At 54.8% G+C, this 16,645-nt stretch carries 18 protein-coding genes; 6 read left to right on the forward strand and 12 right to left on the reverse strand.

Annotated elements, in window-relative coordinates:
- The first annotated feature begins 86 nt into the window (after window positions 1–86).
- Window positions 87–1,820: a methyl-accepting chemotaxis protein gene (locus HV832_RS08515; RefSeq protein WP_176803181.1), complete on the forward strand. Its 1,734-nt coding sequence runs from the start codon at window positions 87–89 to the stop codon at window positions 1,818–1,820.
- A gap of 141 nt (window positions 1,821–1,961) precedes the next feature.
- On the opposite strand, the gene HV832_RS08520 is transcribed toward HV832_RS08515, so the two are convergent.
- The 6 genes from HV832_RS08520 to uraH all read right to left on the reverse strand — a co-directional run bounded on the left by HV832_RS08520 (window position 1,962) and on the right by uraH (window position 7,643).
- Complete coding sequence (locus HV832_RS08520) at window positions 1,962–2,540, reverse strand: ATP-dependent Clp protease proteolytic subunit (protein ID WP_176803183.1); 579 nt, start codon at window positions 2,538–2,540, stop codon at window positions 1,962–1,964.
- Between the two features lie 71 nt (window positions 2,541–2,611).
- Entirely contained in the window at window positions 2,612–3,820 is a 1,209-nt protein-coding gene (locus HV832_RS08525) for a M20 aminoacylase family protein (protein WP_176803185.1), read from the reverse strand.
- 609 nt (window positions 3,821–4,429) lie between these two features.
- A complete protein-coding gene (locus HV832_RS08530; protein ID WP_176803187.1) occupies window positions 4,430–4,930 on the reverse strand; it encodes an ureidoglycolate lyase in 501 nt (166 codons plus the stop codon).
- Between the two features lie 70 nt (window positions 4,931–5,000).
- The gene (gene alc, locus HV832_RS08535) at window positions 5,001–6,026 is read right to left on the reverse strand and encodes an allantoicase (RefSeq protein ID WP_176803188.1); all 1,026 of its coding nucleotides are present in this window, start codon (window positions 6,024–6,026) and stop codon (window positions 5,001–5,003) included.
- Window positions 6,027–6,036: 10 nt separating this feature from the next.
- Window positions 6,037–7,245, reverse strand: a complete 1,209-nt coding sequence (locus HV832_RS08540) for a urate hydroxylase PuuD (protein ID WP_176803189.1) — start codon at window positions 7,243–7,245, stop codon at window positions 6,037–6,039.
- Between the two features lie 32 nt (window positions 7,246–7,277).
- Window positions 7,278–7,643, reverse strand: a complete 366-nt coding sequence (uraH, locus tag HV832_RS08545; RefSeq protein WP_176803194.1) for a hydroxyisourate hydrolase — start codon at window positions 7,641–7,643, stop codon at window positions 7,278–7,280.
- 249 nt (window positions 7,644–7,892) lie between these two features.
- Between uraH and HV832_RS08550 the strand changes: the two genes are divergently transcribed.
- From HV832_RS08550 to blaOXA, 5 genes are all read left to right on the forward strand, one after another.
- Window positions 7,893–8,618, forward strand: coding sequence for a GntR family transcriptional regulator (locus HV832_RS08550; protein WP_223827183.1), 726 nt, complete (start codon window positions 7,893–7,895; stop codon window positions 8,616–8,618).
- Complete coding sequence (puuE, locus tag HV832_RS08555; RefSeq protein WP_176803198.1) at window positions 8,615–9,574, forward strand: allantoinase PuuE; 960 nt, start codon at window positions 8,615–8,617, stop codon at window positions 9,572–9,574. The genes HV832_RS08550 and puuE overlap by 4 nt, the downstream gene beginning before the upstream one ends.
- Window positions 9,571–10,104 carry a 2-oxo-4-hydroxy-4-carboxy-5-ureidoimidazoline decarboxylase gene (gene uraD / locus HV832_RS08560; RefSeq protein ID WP_176803200.1) on the forward strand — a complete coding sequence of 178 codons (534 nt, stop codon included), beginning with the start codon at window positions 9,571–9,573 and terminating at the stop codon, window positions 10,102–10,104. Before puuE ends, uraD begins: the two co-directional genes overlap by 4 nt.
- Before the next feature lie 78 nt (window positions 10,105–10,182).
- Entirely contained in the window at window positions 10,183–11,274 is a 1,092-nt protein-coding gene (locus HV832_RS08565) for a porin (protein WP_223827184.1), read from the forward strand.
- A gap of 56 nt (window positions 11,275–11,330) precedes the next feature.
- Window positions 11,331–12,164, forward strand: a complete 834-nt coding sequence (gene blaOXA / locus HV832_RS08570) for a class D beta-lactamase (protein WP_399310192.1) — start codon at window positions 11,331–11,333, stop codon at window positions 12,162–12,164.
- 176 nt (window positions 12,165–12,340) lie between these two features.
- Here the strand turns inward: blaOXA and HV832_RS08575 are convergent, their stop codons facing one another.
- From HV832_RS08575 to HV832_RS08600, 6 genes are all read right to left on the reverse strand, one after another.
- Entirely contained in the window at window positions 12,341–12,868 is a 528-nt protein-coding gene (locus HV832_RS08575) for a DUF6985 domain-containing protein (protein WP_176803204.1), read from the reverse strand.
- 117 nt (window positions 12,869–12,985) lie between these two features.
- Complete coding sequence (locus HV832_RS08580; protein ID WP_176803206.1) at window positions 12,986–14,026, reverse strand: adenosine deaminase; 1,041 nt, start codon at window positions 14,024–14,026, stop codon at window positions 12,986–12,988.
- Between the two features lie 6 nt (window positions 14,027–14,032).
- A complete protein-coding gene (xdhC, locus tag HV832_RS08585) occupies window positions 14,033–14,911 on the reverse strand; it encodes a xanthine dehydrogenase accessory protein XdhC (RefSeq protein ID WP_176803208.1) in 879 nt (292 codons plus the stop codon).
- A gap of 128 nt (window positions 14,912–15,039) precedes the next feature.
- A complete protein-coding gene (locus HV832_RS08590) occupies window positions 15,040–15,297 on the reverse strand; it encodes a BTH_I0359 family protein (protein ID WP_176803210.1) in 258 nt (85 codons plus the stop codon).
- 181 nt (window positions 15,298–15,478) lie between these two features.
- A complete protein-coding gene (locus tag HV832_RS08595) occupies window positions 15,479–15,874 on the reverse strand; it encodes a GTPase (protein WP_223827185.1) in 396 nt (131 codons plus the stop codon).
- Entirely contained in the window at window positions 15,840–16,565 is a 726-nt protein-coding gene (locus HV832_RS08600) for a response regulator (RefSeq protein WP_176803212.1), read from the reverse strand. Before HV832_RS08600 ends, HV832_RS08595 begins: the two co-directional genes overlap by 35 nt.
- Window positions 16,566–16,645 lie beyond the last annotated feature (80 nt).

Raw genomic sequence — 16,645 nt, forward strand, 5'->3', positions numbered from 1 at the left:
ATTTTTATCATCTTGTATCCGTATCATCAGCGCTTCATGATTGCCATTCATCTTGGTTGGTATTATCTGCATATCCGGAGTCTGCTATGAAGTTTTTCCATGATCTGAAGATAGGCGTCAAATTATTGACAGGATTTGCGGTCTTATTGTTGTTGACCGTCCTGATCGGAATTTTTTCGATGATTGAACTGGCGCGGGTGAATGCCTCCGCGATGAATCTGGGAACCAACTGGATGCCCAGTGTGAAAGCCGCCATGGCGGTGAAGGAGCGGGTTTCCCGTATCCGCTCTCAGGAAGCGCAGATGGTGTATGCGGAAAATCCGGAAGAGGTGGAAAAATACATCAGCCGCACCAAAGAAGCGATTACCGGTTTAAAAGAAAACGAAGCCGAGTACGAAAAACTCATCAGCGAGCCTGCAGAACGCGCACTGTATGACGATTACCGGAAGCTGATTACGGAATACCTGCAGATTACTGACAAGATGATGGCAGCAGTACGTGCCGGTAATGGCGCTGAAGCCGTTACTATGCTGCGTACCGATTCGTCCAAGGTGAACAGCAAAATGCGGGATCTGGTCGATAAGCTGGTAAAGGTGAATACCGAGGGTGGGCAAAAGGCTTATCAGGACAGTATAGATACGTATAATCGTTCACGGATTCTGATCAGCAGCGCACTGGTGATCAGCATTGTGCTGGGGCTGATGCTGGCATTCTGGATTTCGCAGCTGGTATCTGCTCCGCTGCGTCATGCTGTCAAGGTGGCGCAGACGGTGGCGGCAGGTGATCTGACCAGTCAGATCACGGTGCGTAGCAAGGATGAAACCGGTCTGTTGCTGCAGGCATTGAAAGACATGAATGAAAGTCTGCTCAAGGTCGTGAGCGAGGTGCGCCATGGCACCGAGGAAATCCGCCATGCTTCCACTGAGATTGCGCACGGCAATATGGATTTGTCCAACCGTACAGAAACACAGGCCAGTTCATTGGAAGAGACGGCATCGTCCATGGAGCAGATCACTTCGATCATCCACCATAGTGCCGATAATGCGCGGCAGGCGAATCAGCTCTCACATTCCGCATCAGAAGTCGCGCAGCGCGGCGGCAATGTGGTGGCGCAGGTGGTGGACACCATGGGCTCGATCAATGAATCATCGCGCAAGATTGTCGATATTATCGCAGTCATCGACGGCATTGCATTCCAGACCAATATTCTTGCCTTAAATGCCGCCGTGGAGGCGGCCCGCGCCGGTGAGCAGGGGCGCGGATTTGCGGTGGTCGCATCCGAGGTGCGCAATCTGGCACAGCGTTCAGCCGGTGCGGCAAAAGAGATTAAAGAACTCATCAATGATTCGGTTGAAAAGGTCGCGCAAGGCAGCAAGCTGGTCGATCAGGCGGGCAGTACTATGACGGAAGTCGTGGAAAGCGTGCGGCGGGTCAGCGACATCATCAGCGAAATTACGGAAGCTGGTCTGGAACAAAGCGCGGATATCGCGCAGATTAATGATGCGGTCACGGAAATGGATACGCTGACTCAGCAAAATGCGGCGCTGGTGGAAGAGGCTGCTGCTGCGGCGGCATCGTTACGAGAGCAGGCCGAGCATCTGAGTGATGTAGTCAGCGTATTCCGGCTGCAGGCAGGTGGTAGCACGACAGTTGTAGCAACACCGATCACTGCAGCCACCCGCGCGGTGCCCTCATTACCCCGTGCAGCAGCCAAGACCAATACGCCAAAACCAGTACAGAAATCAGGCGGCGCGATACCTGTGCGGCCTGCCAAAAAAACTGCTGCGACGAACGAAACCGGTGACTGGGAAGAATTCTGAATTCAGGCCGCAGTCATCGGGGTGCAAGAAAAAAGCAGGGGAAAATGTCACTCCCCCTGCTCTTATTTTTTGGGTTGGCACACAGCCGGGCTGTGTCTGCCCTGGATTGCATCAGCAGACAACGCGGCGTGCGCCGTTTCTTCAGGCCAGTTCGCTTTGCCGGACGATGGTATGGGAAATCAGGCCGTATTCTTTGGCTTCCTCTGCGCTCATCCAGTAGTCGCGGTCGATATCATTCGTGACCCGTTCCAGGCTCTGACCGGATTCTTTGGCGATCAGTGCCGAGATGCGTTCACGAACTTTCACGATTTCCCGGGCCTGAATCGCAATATCAGTGGCCTGTCCACCGCAGCCGCCGCTGGGTTGGTGAATCAGAAAACGGGTGTTCGGTAGACAGACACGGCGTTCTTTCGGCACCGACAGAAAGACGCTGACCGCAGCGCTGCCCACCCAGCCTGTGCCGACCATATTCACCGGTACGTTGATGAATTTGATCATGTCGTGAATCACGTCGCCGGATTCTACGTGACCGCCGGGCGACGATACCAGTATGGTGATCGGATCGGCGGATTCTGCCGCCAGTGCGATCAGGCGCTTGCTGACTTCGGCTGCCAGCTTGTCGTTAATCGTGCCAAACACGAGCACCGTGCGGGATTGAAATGCTTTTTCTTCCAGAAAGCTGTTGCGGTTGGTGTCGTTGTTGTCTTTATCGTCTGCCATGAAATATCTTTTTCGATAGGTTGAGTGAAAACTGCTGGGTATGAGGAAATCTCTGTCTGACCATGCCTTATTTAAATGGCTGCCTGACTACCTTTTTTCAAGTAGGCTTCTGCCAGCCTGACCCAGTAAGTGGCGCCGAGCGGCAATAGGTCATCATTGAAATCATAGCTGGGATTGTGCAGGTTGCAGGGTCCCAGACCATGTCCGGCTGCGCGGTGATCGCCATCACCATTACCGATAAATACGTAACACCCCGGCTTATGCTGCAACATAAAGGCGAAATCCTCCGCGCCCATGGTCGGTTCGACGGCAGCATCGACCTGCTCATCCGTAAATATGCTGCGCAAGACGTCGACCGCGAAATCGGTTTCTTTTGCATGGTTAATCAGCGGCGGGTAATTCCGTTTGAATTCAAAAGTGACCGTGGAATCAAAAGCTGCGGCCGTATGCTCTGCAATGGACCGCATGCGTTCTTCAATCATGTCCAGCACGGCCGTGCTGAAGGTGCGCACCGTGCCGACCAGGCTGGCGTCATCCGGGATCACATTGGTGGCGCTGCCTGCGTGAATCTGCGTGACGGACAGCACGGCGGAGTCCAGCGGACTGGTGTTGCGGCTGATGATGGTTTGCCAGCTTTGTGCAATCTGGACTGCCGTCATGACCGGATCATAGCCTTTGTGAGGCTGGGCTGCGTGCGCACCTTTGCCGTGCACCGTTACAAAAAATTCGTTGGAAGATGCCATCATCGGACCGGCAGTCACACCGAAGCTACCGACCGGAATGCCCGGCCAGTTGTGCATGCCGAACACCGCATCCATCGGGTATTGCGTAAACAGGCCGTCATCCATCATTGCGCGAGCGCCGCCGCCACCTTCCTCAGCAGGTTGGAAGATCAGGTACACAGTGCCATCGAAATCGCGGTGCTGTGCCAGGTAACGGGCTGCGCCAAGCAGCATCGCCGTGTGGCCGTCATGTCCGCAGGCATGCATTTTCCCCTCATGGCGGGAAGCGTGGGCAAAGGTATTGATTTCCTGCATTGGCAAAGCATCCATGTCGGCGCGCAGACCGATTGCCCGGTTGCTCTGGCCTTGGCGAATAATGCCCAGTACGCCTGTACCACCCAGTCCGCGCACGACTTCGATGCCCCAGGCTTCTAGCTGGCGCGCGACGACATCGGATGTCCGGTGCTCTTCGTAACACAGTTCCGGATGCGCGTGGATATCACGCCGGATTTGCTGGATTTCGTACTGAAATTGAATAATCGGATCAATAAGTTTCATGCTGGTCTCCATATCGCCTGCAGCCTGTGCCGATTGACAGGCATCATCCTGATCGTCAGACAGACGGGCGATGTATGCTCGATATATTCTGATGGGCGGTACAGTGACCGCCGTTGCTGCTTGGTAGAGATACGATACCAGATTCCTTGCCTGTCCGGCGTATTCGTCGGCTATAGCAGAGGGCAGCAAGGAAACAGGGGGGGGATGGAATGCCGGGAATTGCATAACGGAAAGATATTTCGATTGATAATGTCTGGTATACAAAAAAGAAAGCAGCTTTTTTTGCTGCGATGCAGTAAAGTTACACCTGTCTCCTCCAACACCTCCTAAGGTTTGGATTTAACCCGCAACCGCAAGGTCGCGGGTTTTTTTTGCCCTGAGCAATAGTGTGACTTCGTGCGGCTCAGATGAGTACGTTAATGGCAATATGGATGAAATACGCCATTCAGATATTTGTTTTGTGAATGGTTGATATGCAAAAATAGTCGTTGGCGTATTTGTTGCGCTGCGATATAGTTACACCTGTCTCCTCCAACACCTCCTAAGGTTTGGATTTAAGCCCGCAACACTGCGGGCTATTTTTTTGCCCGAATTTGTTCAGCGTCGTTTTCAACATGCCTGCAGCACCCAGCTGCCATCCAGCGCGATTTCTTCGCAATTATTTCCCTGACCTATGCGATCCATCACCAGAAAATCGCTGACGCTGTGCAGCGCGATCAAAGGGTGGTGCCAGACCCCTTTGCCATAATTCACGCCTTGCCAGCCGCGTGCGATAAAGGCGCGCATCTGCTCAGGGGCGAATTCTCCTGCAGGCGCAACCACGATCAGATAGGCGTGTGCGGAGTCTGTGCTCAGCGGCACAAAGGCCTGGCTACCTAGCGGGTGGCGTTCCATGATGGTGATCGGGAGCGGCAGGCTGCGCGGCTGGGTGCGGAACAGGCTAAGAATGGTTTGTCCGCCTTCGCTCTGGGTATCGGCACAGGCCAGTGCATGATAGCGTTCGGTCGTGCCCTGGTTGATCGGATAATGGCGCGCACCTTCCAGCATAATGACTTCGCCATACGGGGCAAAGGCTGCGTGGCTCAGAGGCTCGGGGATCAGTTGTGGCATCGCGTGCTCCGCTTAGTTTTGACGCTGGGCAAGTCGCATGAGAACGCTGCTGCCCGCTACGCAGGTGGTGTTATTCAGCCTTGAGTTGGGCCAGTTTGCCGAGCAGGCGCAAGCGTGACACACCACCATCCGGGAAAATATTCAGCCGTATGTGGGTAATCACGCCGAGTGACTGCACTTCACGGCTGTAGATATGCTGATGATCCATTTGCAGTTTTTGCGGGGCCAGCAATTCCGGCCAGAACATAGACTGGGTGATCAGCGATGTCTCTGTACCGCCTTGCATGGCGGCGGCCTGGATAGAGCAGCGATCCGGGTAGTTACCTTTGAAATGGCAGGTATCGACTTCTATCTGCTCAATCACGCCGGGATGCGCGAGTGCGATGATGCACCAGTCATTGCCGGGCTCACGGCGGCGCCGGGTTTCCCAGCCATCACCCATATTGACGCCGCGGCCAGGCATCAGCAGATTGGAGGCGAGTCCGAAATGCTGATTATTGCTGGCCACCAAATAGCCGCCATTTTCCATCGCAATCAGATCATGCAGCGCATTTGGATCTGCCGCAGACCAGTTATTGTCCGGTTGTGCATACACACGCAGACGCGCGACGCCGCCATCTGGATAGATATTGAGGCGGATGTGGCTGTAAGTCTGCTCTGCATCGATTGCATGATAGTGGTGGCTGTTGCCTTGCAAATTCACCGAGGGCAACACTTCATGCCAGACCGTGCCGGAATCCGGCTCACCATCGGCCACCAGGCAAGCCTGCAGTGAAGCGGCGGGTGGATAATTGCCGGTAAAGTGGCTGGTATCGATGTTCACCCCTTTGAGTATACCGGGACGTGCCAGTCGTACCACGCACCAGTCATAGCCATTGACGCGCTTGCGGCGGGATTCCCAGCCATCCATCCATTTGCCGTTGGTATCGTATTTGCCGGGGATGAAGACAGCTGGTTCCGGGTTCAGCATGCGCGCCATCTCGGCGAAAAAATCATCGCTGCAACAGAGGGCGCGTGCGCCCAGGCGTGCATCAGCCAGATTCGGATAGCGATGGGAAAATTCCGGTGCGTTCGGGTCCAGGGTAATAATAGCCATCAGAAATTCCTTAAGGTTGCGTTGCAGGCCGCTGCTGTGCCCAACGGGCAATCAGCGTGCGTTCCTGTTCAGTGATCTGGGTCAGATTGCCGAGTGGCATCAGTTTTTGCTGTACCACCTGTTGAACAATCAGTTGTGCTTTGGCTTGTATCTGTTCCGGCGTTTCCAGCAGCAAGCCTTTGGCCGGGCTGTCCATCATGGTCGGATGGTGGGAGTGGCATTGCACGCAGCGCGCCTGAATCACGCCCTGTACCTGCGCCAGCGTGACTGCAGTTACCCCATTTTCTGTCGTCGCCGCAGCCGGTGCGCTGGCTGGGCGCGGTGCGATCCAGGCTGCAATCGCTGCCAGCAGCGCGATGGCGATCAGAGGATAAGCCAGCTGATTCTTTCCTTTGTGGCGCAGGATGAAATACTGACGCACCAGTACGCCCGCCAGCATGATGACGACCAGTACCAGCCAGTTGTGCTGTGTGCTGTACGTCATGCTGTAATGATTCGACAGCATGGCGAACAACACCGGCAAGGTGAAATAGGTATTGTGCACACTGCGCTGTTTGCCACGTTGTCCGTGTACCGGATCGACAGTGTCACCGGCACGCATGGCGGCAACCACTTTGCGCTGGCCGGGAATAATCCAGAAAAACACATTGGCGCTCATGATGCTGGCCATCATGGCGCCGACGATCAGAAACGCAGCACGCCCCGAAAACAGATGGCAGGCGCTCCAGGCCGCCAACACCACTAAGGCCACGATCAGTATCGACAGTAATTGCTCTTTTTTCGACAGCAAACGGCATAGTGCGTCATACACCAGCCAGCCCACGATCAGAAAAGCGAAGGCTGCAATGATGGCCAGTGCCGGGCTCAGTTGGGCGACCGCAGGATCGATCAGATAGCTGCGCGCATTGAAGATATAGACCAGCAGGAACAGCGAAAAACCGGATAACCAGGTGCTGTAGGATTCCCAGTAAAACCAGTGCAGTTGCTTCGGCAGACGTGGTGGTGCGCCCAGATATTTTTGCGGATTATAAAAGCCACCGCCATGCACGGCCCACAATTCACCGCCCACGCCTTTGTCTTTCAGCTGCGGATCTAGTGGTGCGGTCAGATGATTATCCAGCCACACAAAATAAAACGAAGAGCCTATCCACGCAATAGCAACGATGACATGCAGCCAGCGCAGCAGGAGATTGGCCCAATCTAATAGATATGCTTCCATGTAACATCCTTCAGGGGCGGCAGAATGATGGTTTAACTACCGCGATAGGTCGAGTAAGACCAGGGCGTGCAGACCAGAGGTACGTGGTAATGCGCGTTGGCGTCGGCAATCGCAAAGCGCAGCGTGACGATGTTCAGAAAAGCCGGCTCCGGCAAGTCCGTGCCCAACGCGGCGAAATAACTGCCTATATCAAAGTCCAGTTCATACGTGCCGTTTTCCATCGCATCTGCTTCCAGCAGCGGCTGGTCACAGCGTCCGTCGGCATTGGTGAGGCGGCTGCAGATCAGCGTTCTGCCATCTGCCTGCTGGCGGTATAAGTGCACAGCAATGCCGCGTCCCGGCTTGCCATGAGCGGTATCGAGCACATGTGTGGTCAGCCGTCCTGTGTGTGATCCCATATGTTTCCTTCTTGAAATTAGGTGAGTACCGGCTTGTCACTGTATTTGACGGTGATGCTGCGGCAGCTTGGTCAAACTTAGAAAAATTGTCGACAATCTTAAACTTTTGAATTTAGGCATGTCAAACAAAACCCTTAAATACAGTGGTTTGGCGCGCTTTTTCCACAGAATTTAAAATTTATCCGATCTGTGTATGTAAAAATTGTCGACAATCATGCTTAAATAAGGGAAATTCTGATGTTGAAAATTATGTCTGCTACTAAACCTATCTCCAGGCTCAGCGTTGTCACTGAAAGCGGCAACGACAAAGAGCAACGCATGTATCGCGATATCTATGACGCCATCATGGATCATCGCCTGCCTGCACGTACCAAGCTCACAGAGCAATCTCTGAGCCAGATTTATGACATGGCCAGACATGGCGTGCGCAAGGTGCTGGGTCAGCTCGCGCATGACGGCCTGGTCGATCTGGAGCCCAATCGCGGCGCATTCATTGCCAGTCCGGGTGAAAAAGAGGCGCAGGATATGTTCGAGTTGCGCCAGTCGCTGGAGCAGCTGGCGCTGGAAAAAGTTTTGCAGCACGCTGCACCTGAAGCTATCCGGCAATTACGACACATGGTGGAGCGCGAGCGGCAGGCCTATGAGCAGGGTGATCGCCCGCTCTGGATACGTTTGTCGGCTGACTTTCATATCGAGTTGGCGCGCCTGTCCGGCAATGATTTGTTGGTCGAGTTGCTGCGCCGCCTAGTGTCGCGCACGACGCTGCTGATTTCCAGTCAGGAGGTGCCAGCTACCCGTCCCTGCTCGTTTGATGAACATTTGCGGGTGGTGGAAGCGCTGGAAAAGAAAGATAAAAAAACTGTCCTGTCAGAAATGGCGCAACACCTGCATCAGTGCGCATGTCGTACCCCGAAAAATGTTGGCAAGGGTTTTGATCTGAAAGCTGCACTGAAACCCCGGAAAATCCAGAAATGAATACTACCGTCGCTTATCCGCGTGATCTGATTGGTTATGGCCGCCATGTCCCGCATGCCAACTGGCCGGGACAAGCCAGAATCGCCGTGCAGTTTGTCCTGAATTACGAAGAGGGTGGTGAAAACTGTGTGCTGCATGGTGATGCCGCTTCAGAGCAGTTTTTATCGGAAATCGTTGGCGCTGCTGCGTATGAAGCGCGTCATATGTCGATGGAATCGATGTATGAATATGGCTCACGCGCCGGGGTCTGGCGCATTTTGCGTGAATTTGAACAGCGTCAGTTGCCGCTGACCGTGTTTGGCGTCGCGATGGCTTTGCAGCGCCATCCGGAACTGACGCAGGCGTTTGCTGAACTTGGCCATGAAATCGCCTGCCATGGTTTGCGCTGGATACATTATCAGCATATGGACGAAGCCACCGAGCGAGCGCATATACAGCAAGCGGTGCAGATCATGCGCGAGCTGACCGGTCAGGCGCCGCTGGGCTGGTATACCGGGCGCGACTCGCCAAATACACGCAGGCTGGTGGTGGAGCATGGCGGTTTTGCTTACGATGCCGATTATTACGGTGATGATTTGCCATTCTGGACCGAGGTCGAAACCAGTCAGGGCGAGCGCAAACCGCATCTGGTGGTGCCGTATACGCTGGACAGCAATGACATGCGCTTTGCCACGCCGCAGGGCTTCAATACCGGAGATCATTTTTTCCAGTATCTGAAAGACAGTTTTGATGTGTTGTACGCAGAAGGCGATCCGGTGGGTGACAATGCGCCCAAAATGCTGTCAGTCGGTATGCATTGCCGTTTATTGGGCAAACCCGGACGTTTCCGTGCCTTGCAGCGCTTCCTCGACTATGTGCAATCGCATGAGCAGGTCTGGATCTGCCGTCGTATTGATATTGCACAGCACTGGATGCAGCAGCATCCGTATGCTTCCCGGAAAGGCAGCATCGCATGAGTCAGCAGAACCCCATCAGTCTGCATCATCTGAATCTCTGTGCGCCGGCAGAATTTGTGCAATGTCTGGGCGGTGTTTTTGAGCATTCGCCGTGGGTGGCGCAAGCGGTGCTGCCGCAGCGTCCGTTTGCCAGCGTGGCGGATTTGCATGCCGCAATGGCAGCGGCAGTCAGGGCGGCCAGCGCAGCGGCGCGCCTGAGCTTGATTCGTGCACATCCCGAACTCGCGGGAAAAGCCGCCATCCGCGGTGAGCTGACTGCCGAATCGACACGCGAGCAAAGCGGCGCCGGGTTGAATCAGTGCAGTCCGCAGGAATTCGCGGAATTACAACGATTAAATGCCGAATATACAAAGAAATTCGGATTTCCTTTCATCATTGCTGTACGCGGACATGACCGGCAAAGTATCATCCGGCACTTCACGCAGCGGCTGGCGGCAGAACCTGCTGCCGAGATGCAGGAATGCATAGAGCAGATTGTTTGCATCGCTGGCTTCCGTCTGGCGGATCTGGTCGCGGACGGCACTCCGTAAAGCTGACGACAGACAGTGCTTTCCTTATCTGCCGGCATGGACTGCGGAACAGATTTTTACTACTGATAAGGAAATTCTATGAAATATCCCATGTACCGCGCCGCTATGGCGATGGCTGTCACATTGCTTGCAGGCAGCGCGATGGCGCAATCCAATGTGAGCGTACAGGGCCTGATGGACGTGTATGCCGGTTCTGTGAAATTCAGTGGCGATAGCGGAAACAAGGCATCGCTGAACAGCGGCGGCATGACCACATCCTGGATGGGTTTTAAAGGCGCGGAAGACCTCGGCGGCGGCTTGAAAGCGGAATTCGCGCTGACTGGTTTCCTGCAGGCTGACACCGGTGCCTCAGGTCGCTTCTATGGCGACACGATGTTTGCCCGTGACGCGAACGTCGCGCTGTCCGGTGCATTTGGCCGCGTCTCGCTGGGGCGCGATCTGGCGCCGAGTTTTTTGCCGACCGTGATTTTCAATCCGTTTGGCGACTCTTTCAGCTTTTCGCCGCTGGTATTGCATACCTGGGTGCCGAGCGGTGATTTTGGCAAACGCACCTGGGCCAATTTTGCAGCGGGCGACTCCGGCTGGAGCAATGAAGTCATTTACACGACGCCGAATTTCAATGGTCTGAGCGCCAATTTCCACTATCAGTTTGGTGAAAAAGCCGGCGATACCGGTACTAAAAATGCGGGTATGAATGCCTTGTATTTCAATGGTCCGCTGGCACTGAGTGCGTATTACCATCAGGTGCAGGTCGCAAATCCGACGCCGGGCGCGCTGATTGACGCGACAGTCGCTCCGGCGAACTATGCCGCGGTGAATAATCAGAAAACCTGGTTTGTCGGCAGTAGCTACGATCTCACCGTTGCCAAACTGTATGCCACGTATTCCAAGAGTAAAGACGACACGGCAACGGCTTTAGTGATGGAAGACAAAACCTACAGCCTCGGGTTGAAAGCGCCTGCTGCCGGTGGCGACATTCTGGCGGGTTTTGCCAGCACCAAACGTACCGGCACCCTGGTCGGTGCGGATTTGAAGCGGGATACCCTGACCGCAGGTTATGACTACAATCTGTCCAAGCGGACGGATGTATATGCATTGGTCATGAGCGATAAAATCAGTATGGCTGGCCGTGCAAACAGCATCGCAGCAGGACTCCGTCACAAGTTCTGATGGATTGAGCGGCGCAGGCTGAATACGAAAACGCATGTTTGCCATGCGGTTTTTTTATGGATGAGCCGATACGATATGATGGTGCTTTACATTTTTTGTTTGATCTCATGAAATCATCCCTGATCTGCTGGCTCGTCGCTGGCCTGACGTTGAGTGCAGCGCCGGTGTGGGCAGAAGACGTCGCGATTGCGCAGTTATTTGCGCAGGAACATGCCGAAGGAACTCTGGTACTGACCGCATTGCACGGCGACCAGCAATATATCCACAACGAACAGCGGGCGCAGCACCGTTATACGCCGGCGTCGACTTTTAAAATTCTGAATACGCTGATTGCGTTGGAAGAAAAAAAGACCAGCCGTGAAGAAGTGTTGAAATGGAATGGCGAGCAATACGATATCCCTTCCTGGAATCGTGATCAGACACTGGAAACGGCATTCCAGAGATCCTGCGTCTGGTGTTATCAGACCTATGCCAGGCGCATCGGCGCGGCCCGCTATCCGTATTATCTGGAGCAGGCAAACTATGGCGTATTGCGGACACCGTTTAATGAAACGACTTTCTGGCTGGATGGCGCTTTGCAGATCAGCGCGCTGGAGCAGATTGCTTTTCTGAAGCGCATGGTTCAGAAAAGCTTGCCTTTCAGCCCGGCTGCTTATGATACCTTGCGCGACATCATGGTCATGGAACGGACACCCGACTACACCATCCGTGCCAAATCCGGCTGGAGCGGCCGCGCTGACCCGCATATCGGCTGGTATGTCGGCTATGTCGAAACAACGGATGAGATCTGGCTGTTTGCGCTCAACATGGAGCTGGCAGACCCCGCACGCCTGCCGGTGCGGCAAAAACTGGTGCGGGCAGCGCTGCAGCAGAAAGGCATTCTGCCCTGAGCGCAGCGCCGTGATTCATCAACATAAACGGCGTCCTGCAATATTGCAGTGAAAAACACGGCAGATCAAAGACGGTTTGCCGTTTTCGTTTACGGTCGATCATCGTTGAAACGCAACCTTGCACCGTTTTTTTATACACTGAAATGTCGTTGAGTTGCTTTTGACCGGCCTGTTTTTCAGCCCGGACTTTGGTAAATAACCCGGTCGAGTTCCGGCAGACCATACACATCGGCATAGCTCAGGAAATCGTCAAACGGTCCGACCTTGCTGATTTCTTTTCCTTTGCGGAACACCATTTGCAGGCCATCTTCGGCATTCCAGTCACAGTCGCATTCAAACAGAATGTAAATTGCCTGATCGCCGGTATGGCGGCGGCATACCAGCGCTTCCGAACCAAACTGAATATGCTGCCAGACATCTTCCGGTGCGGTAATCTGCACACAGGTTTCGCCCTCGGTTTTGGCGAGGCGCGCACAATCGAGGTAGTAGTTAAAAATGGCAGTTTCTGCCGCTTGCAATGTCTCAGGCTGTAATCCGATGAACGCTGTGACGGCATCCGTAAAATCCTGTGGTTGCGAATCGCCGGCATAAGCTTCGAGCAGAAATTCGCAGGCAGTATTCAATGCCGGAATCATCATGGGCTGGCTGATCAGCCAGTCGTTGTCATCATCTCTGGTCAGCGGGCCGAGTGGGGAAATATGCATGGGATATCCTGTCTGTGTGCGGCTGCCATAGGCTGGCAATACCGATAATACCGGCAGCGTAGCACAATCCCGTGCGATCGCTTTGATCTGCCTCCCGTTTTCGGCAGACTGTCCGGATCAGCCGGATGATGCCGGATGCTGCGTCAGATAATCATCCAGTTCTGCATACCAGATACGCTTCTGCTCCGGGCTGACAAACGCTGCCTCGAAACTGTTGCGCGCGATTTGCCCCAGCTCTGCACAACTCAGTTGCAATGCCTCGGCAGCGGCTATGAAATTATCATTCATATAGCCGCCGAAATACGAAGGATCATCCGAGTTGATCGTGATGCACAAGCCGGCCCGCAGCATACGCGCCAGATTGTGATGACGCAGATCCGGCACGACACACAGCTTCAGGTTGGACAGAGGGCACACCGTCAGCGGCGTGCGTTGTTTTGCCAGGTGCTCCATCAGTGCCGTATCATCTTCTGCACGTACACCGTGATCAATCCGTTCAACCTGCAATACATCCAGCGCGCTGCGGATATAGGCCGCTGGTCCCTCTTCTCCGGCATGGGCGACCAGATGCAGTCCCATAGCCGCTGCAATCGCAAATACATGCCGGAATTTTTCCGGCGGATTGCCAGCTTCAGAAGAATCCAGGCCGACGCCGACCCATACATCCGCATAGTCGTCCCGTAAAGGCAGTGCAGCTTCCAGCGTCGCCATCGCATCATCCTCGCTCAGATGACGCAGGAAGCACAGAATCATGCTGCCGGAAAATCCCTGCTGGCGCGCATCGCGCAAGGCGCGGGCAATGCCGGAAAACACAGTGGCGACAGGAATTCCCCGTTCGGTATGGGTTTGCGGATCAAAAAATATTTCAGCATGACGTACATGATCTGCGATTGCCCGCCGGATGTATGCGCTGGTCAGATCATAAAAATCCTGCTCTGTCTGCAGCACTGCCGCCCCGGCGTAATACAGATCGAGAAACGATTGCAGGTCGGTGAAATGGTAAGCTGCCCGGATGGCATCCACCGATGGATAAGGCAGACGGACGCCGTTTTTCTGCGCCAGTGCAAACATCATTTCCGGTTCCAGCGAACCTTCGATATGCAGGTGCAGTTCGGCTTTCGGTAAACCGCGGATAAAGTCGTGCAAATGGGTATTCATGTCTGTTCATTCCGTTTCAGTAACGGCACAGGAAGTACCGTTTGTCAGTGCAGGGGCGTGCGACCACATCTGCAATAATTGTGCTGCGATAGACACCGCAATCACGGCGGGCTCTTTTCCGGTAATGCTGGTGAGGCCAACCGGACAGACCATGCTGCCCAGGCGTTCAGCGTCGATGCCATGCTCGCGCAGCCTGTGCTCGAAACGCGCTCTTTTGGTATCTGAGCCGATGAGGCCGAACCAGGCAACATCATTCCGTCGCAAAATATGTTCGCTGAGTCGCAGATCGAGTCCGTGGTGATGTGTCATGACCAGAAAATACGCACCGGCGGGGGCTGTGGCAATTACCGCTTCCGGGCTGTCGGTGGCTTCCGTCTGGACGGATGCAGCCAGTCCGGCGGGGAACAAATGATCGCGTTCATCCACCCAGATAATGCGGCAGGGCGTGTTCTGCAGTACATTGACCAGCGCGCCGCCGACATGACCGGCCCCGAACAGATACAGCAGCGGCAGTTGTCCCAGCTCCTGTATTGCCGTTTGCAGACATTGCTGCCGTTCTGCCTGGCTCCAGCAATCGGTGCGCTCCAGCAGCAGACTGACGGCGCCGCCGCAGCATTGCCCGAGGCTGGGGCCGAGCGCCAGCTCCAGTGTACGGGGGGCAGATGCGGGTGCTGTTTCAGCCAGCCACAGGCGGGCATGGGCAACCGCTTTCCATTCCAGATGTCCGCCGCCGATGGTATCGTATTGCCGGTTCGCAGTCACCAGCATGCGCGTTTTTGCCGCGCGTGGCACAGAGCCTCTGGTTGCCGTGATGGTGATCAGGACAGCCGGTTCGGTGACAGCAAGCTGCTGCAGGCAGGTCAACCAGTTCAGGGGCGCGGGCATAGATCGGTCTGGAGAAATGAACAGAGGATGACGATAGCAGTTTGCCAAACCAAACATATATGCGGCAGGTGATGCCGCCTATAGCCGGTGCAGGATGCCGGTACCAGGCATCCTGTTATGTACCGCTGTCAGTGCAGATAAACCTGTTGTCCCATACAACCTTCGTATTGTCCGAGAAAATCATCAATTTCTTCGATGCTTGGTTCACTGGCAATCAGCTCGGTCACATCGTTACGAAAACCGACGGCCATCGGGCCGCCGATAAACCACTCACGGCGGATTGTTTTATCGGTAATTTCATAGCCGCCAAAACGCAGGGCTTCATGGTCGGTATCTGCGCTATATTCGACGACGCTGTAATGTTCGCTGTTATAAATGAGATTCATTTTTTGCATCCTTTCTGGCTTGGGAAGTGTCTTCCCGTTTCAACCGGACATGGTGCTCATTGCAGCGGATTTCAAGTCATGCTCAGACAGGGGTGTTCGGATACTGCATCCGTGTCGTTCAGTTTCGCTATTCAATTCACCCCTTAGTTGCTTTACGACGCAAGCACTGCCTGACTTTAGTCTACAGGGAAATAAAAGACTCTGCCAGCAACAGCTGATCGTAGGGGGCTTGCTGTAATGTGTGTTTCAGATTGTCAAGATGCTCCTGGCTGGCCACGCCCAGGTAGAGAAAGCGGGCACCTTGCCGCAGCGCCCGGTTCAGGCTGACGCGCAAAGGCAGGTGGCCGATACAGCAAAAGCAGCCCGGGGCAATGCGCTGCACATGCACTGGTGACAAATCACTGAGAGGCATGCCGCCAGTGGGAAGCCCCTCCAGAATCACGGCAGCCCGCGGATGCTGCAGGCAATTTTCCGCAATCCAGCGTTCTCTTTCCGCATAGCCGGCGCCGCTGACGATGGTCAGCGGTATGCGATCTGCCGGTTTATTCGCCGCGTTTGGCGTACCGGACCGATTCAACGCCGAGCTGCTTCAGTTTGCGATAAAGGTGAGTGCGTTCCAGTCCGGTTTTTTCGGCTACCCGTGTCATGCTGCCGCCTTCGCGGTTCAGGTGGTATTCGAAATAAATCCGCTCAAACGCGTCTCTGGCTTCACGCAGCGGCAGATCAAACGAAAGACTGGCAAACTGGTTGGCAGGTGGTGCGGCGACTGCACCGGTGCCGGCAAACGGGCGGGTTTCAAATCCGCTGTGTACCGCCGGTGTGGCAGCGCCGGTACTGGCACCGCTGCTGACGGGTTCACTGCCGATCACGCGTAAAGCCGGTGCTGGCGGCCGTGCCGGTTCCGGGGTGCGGGTCAGACCCTGTTGCACGGCTTTTAATAATTTTTGCAGGGCGATCGGTTTTTCCAGAAAGTTCAGCGCACCGATACGGGTCGCTTCGACGGCCGTATCTATGGTGGCATGACCTGACATCATAATCACCGGCATGGTCAGCAGACCATCACGTTGCCATTCCTTTAGCAGCGTCACGCCATCGGTGTCCGGCATCCAGATGTCCAGCAATACCAGATCCGGTTTCGCTTCCTGTCTTGCCAGCCTTGCCTGCTGTGCGTTTTCAGCCAGCTGCACGACGTGACCCTCATCACCCAGAATCTCCGAGAGCAGTTCCCGGATTCCCATTTCATCGTCTACGACCAGAATGTTTGCCATAAATTTGCCCTATTACTGCCCCTATGTTTTGCATTTTTGTACCTGCTTCTCTCTGACGGAGACTTCAGGTGAATATCTGC

Origin of the sequence: Cognatundibacterium oligocarboniphilum (genome assembly GCF_013377855.1) — a bacterium.
GTDB classification, from domain to species: domain Bacteria; phylum Pseudomonadota; class Gammaproteobacteria; order Burkholderiales; family Burkholderiaceae_D; genus Undibacterium; species Undibacterium oligocarboniphilum.

What these genes read in the sequence shown, in the direction of transcription:
- HV832_RS08515 (WP_176803181.1), top strand. Translation starts at nt 87, where the DNA reads ATGAAGTTTTTCCATGATCTGAAGATAGGCGTCAAATTATTGACAGGA.
- HV832_RS08520 (WP_176803183.1), bottom strand. Translation starts at nt 2,540, where the DNA reads ATGGCAGACGATAAAGACAACAACGACACCAACCGCAACAGCTTTCTG.
- HV832_RS08525 (WP_176803185.1), bottom strand. Translation starts at nt 3,820, where the DNA reads ATGAAACTTATTGATCCGATTATTCAATTTCAGTACGAAATCCAGCAA.
- HV832_RS08530 (WP_176803187.1), bottom strand. Translation starts at nt 4,930, where the DNA reads ATGCCACAACTGATCCCCGAGCCTCTGAGCCACGCAGCCTTTGCCCCG.
- alc (WP_176803188.1), bottom strand. Translation starts at nt 6,026, where the DNA reads ATGGCTATTATTACCCTGGACCCGAACGCACCGGAATTTTCCCATCGC.
- HV832_RS08540 (WP_176803189.1), bottom strand. Translation starts at nt 7,245, where the DNA reads ATGGAAGCATATCTATTAGATTGGGCCAATCTCCTGCTGCGCTGGCTG.
- uraH (WP_176803194.1), bottom strand. Translation starts at nt 7,643, where the DNA reads ATGGGATCACACACAGGACGGCTGACCACACATGTGCTCGATACCGCT.
- HV832_RS08550 (WP_223827183.1), top strand. Translation starts at nt 7,893, where the DNA reads ATGTCTGCTACTAAACCTATCTCCAGGCTCAGCGTTGTCACTGAAAGC.
- puuE (WP_176803198.1), top strand. Translation starts at nt 8,615, where the DNA reads ATGAATACTACCGTCGCTTATCCGCGTGATCTGATTGGTTATGGCCGC.
- uraD (WP_176803200.1), top strand. Translation starts at nt 9,571, where the DNA reads ATGAGTCAGCAGAACCCCATCAGTCTGCATCATCTGAATCTCTGTGCG.
- HV832_RS08565 (WP_223827184.1), top strand. Translation starts at nt 10,183, where the DNA reads ATGAAATATCCCATGTACCGCGCCGCTATGGCGATGGCTGTCACATTG.
- blaOXA (WP_399310192.1), top strand. Translation starts at nt 11,331, where the DNA reads ATGGATGAGCCGATACGATATGATGGTGCTTTACATTTTTTGTTTGAT.
- HV832_RS08575 (WP_176803204.1), bottom strand. Translation starts at nt 12,868, where the DNA reads ATGCATATTTCCCCACTCGGCCCGCTGACCAGAGATGATGACAACGAC.
- HV832_RS08580 (WP_176803206.1), bottom strand. Translation starts at nt 14,026, where the DNA reads ATGAATACCCATTTGCACGACTTTATCCGCGGTTTACCGAAAGCCGAA.
- xdhC (WP_176803208.1), bottom strand. Translation starts at nt 14,911, where the DNA reads ATGCCCGCGCCCCTGAACTGGTTGACCTGCCTGCAGCAGCTTGCTGTC.
- HV832_RS08590 (WP_176803210.1), bottom strand. Translation starts at nt 15,297, where the DNA reads ATGAATCTCATTTATAACAGCGAACATTACAGCGTCGTCGAATATAGC.
- HV832_RS08600 (WP_176803212.1), bottom strand. Translation starts at nt 16,565, where the DNA reads ATGGCAAACATTCTGGTCGTAGACGATGAAATGGGAATCCGGGAACTG.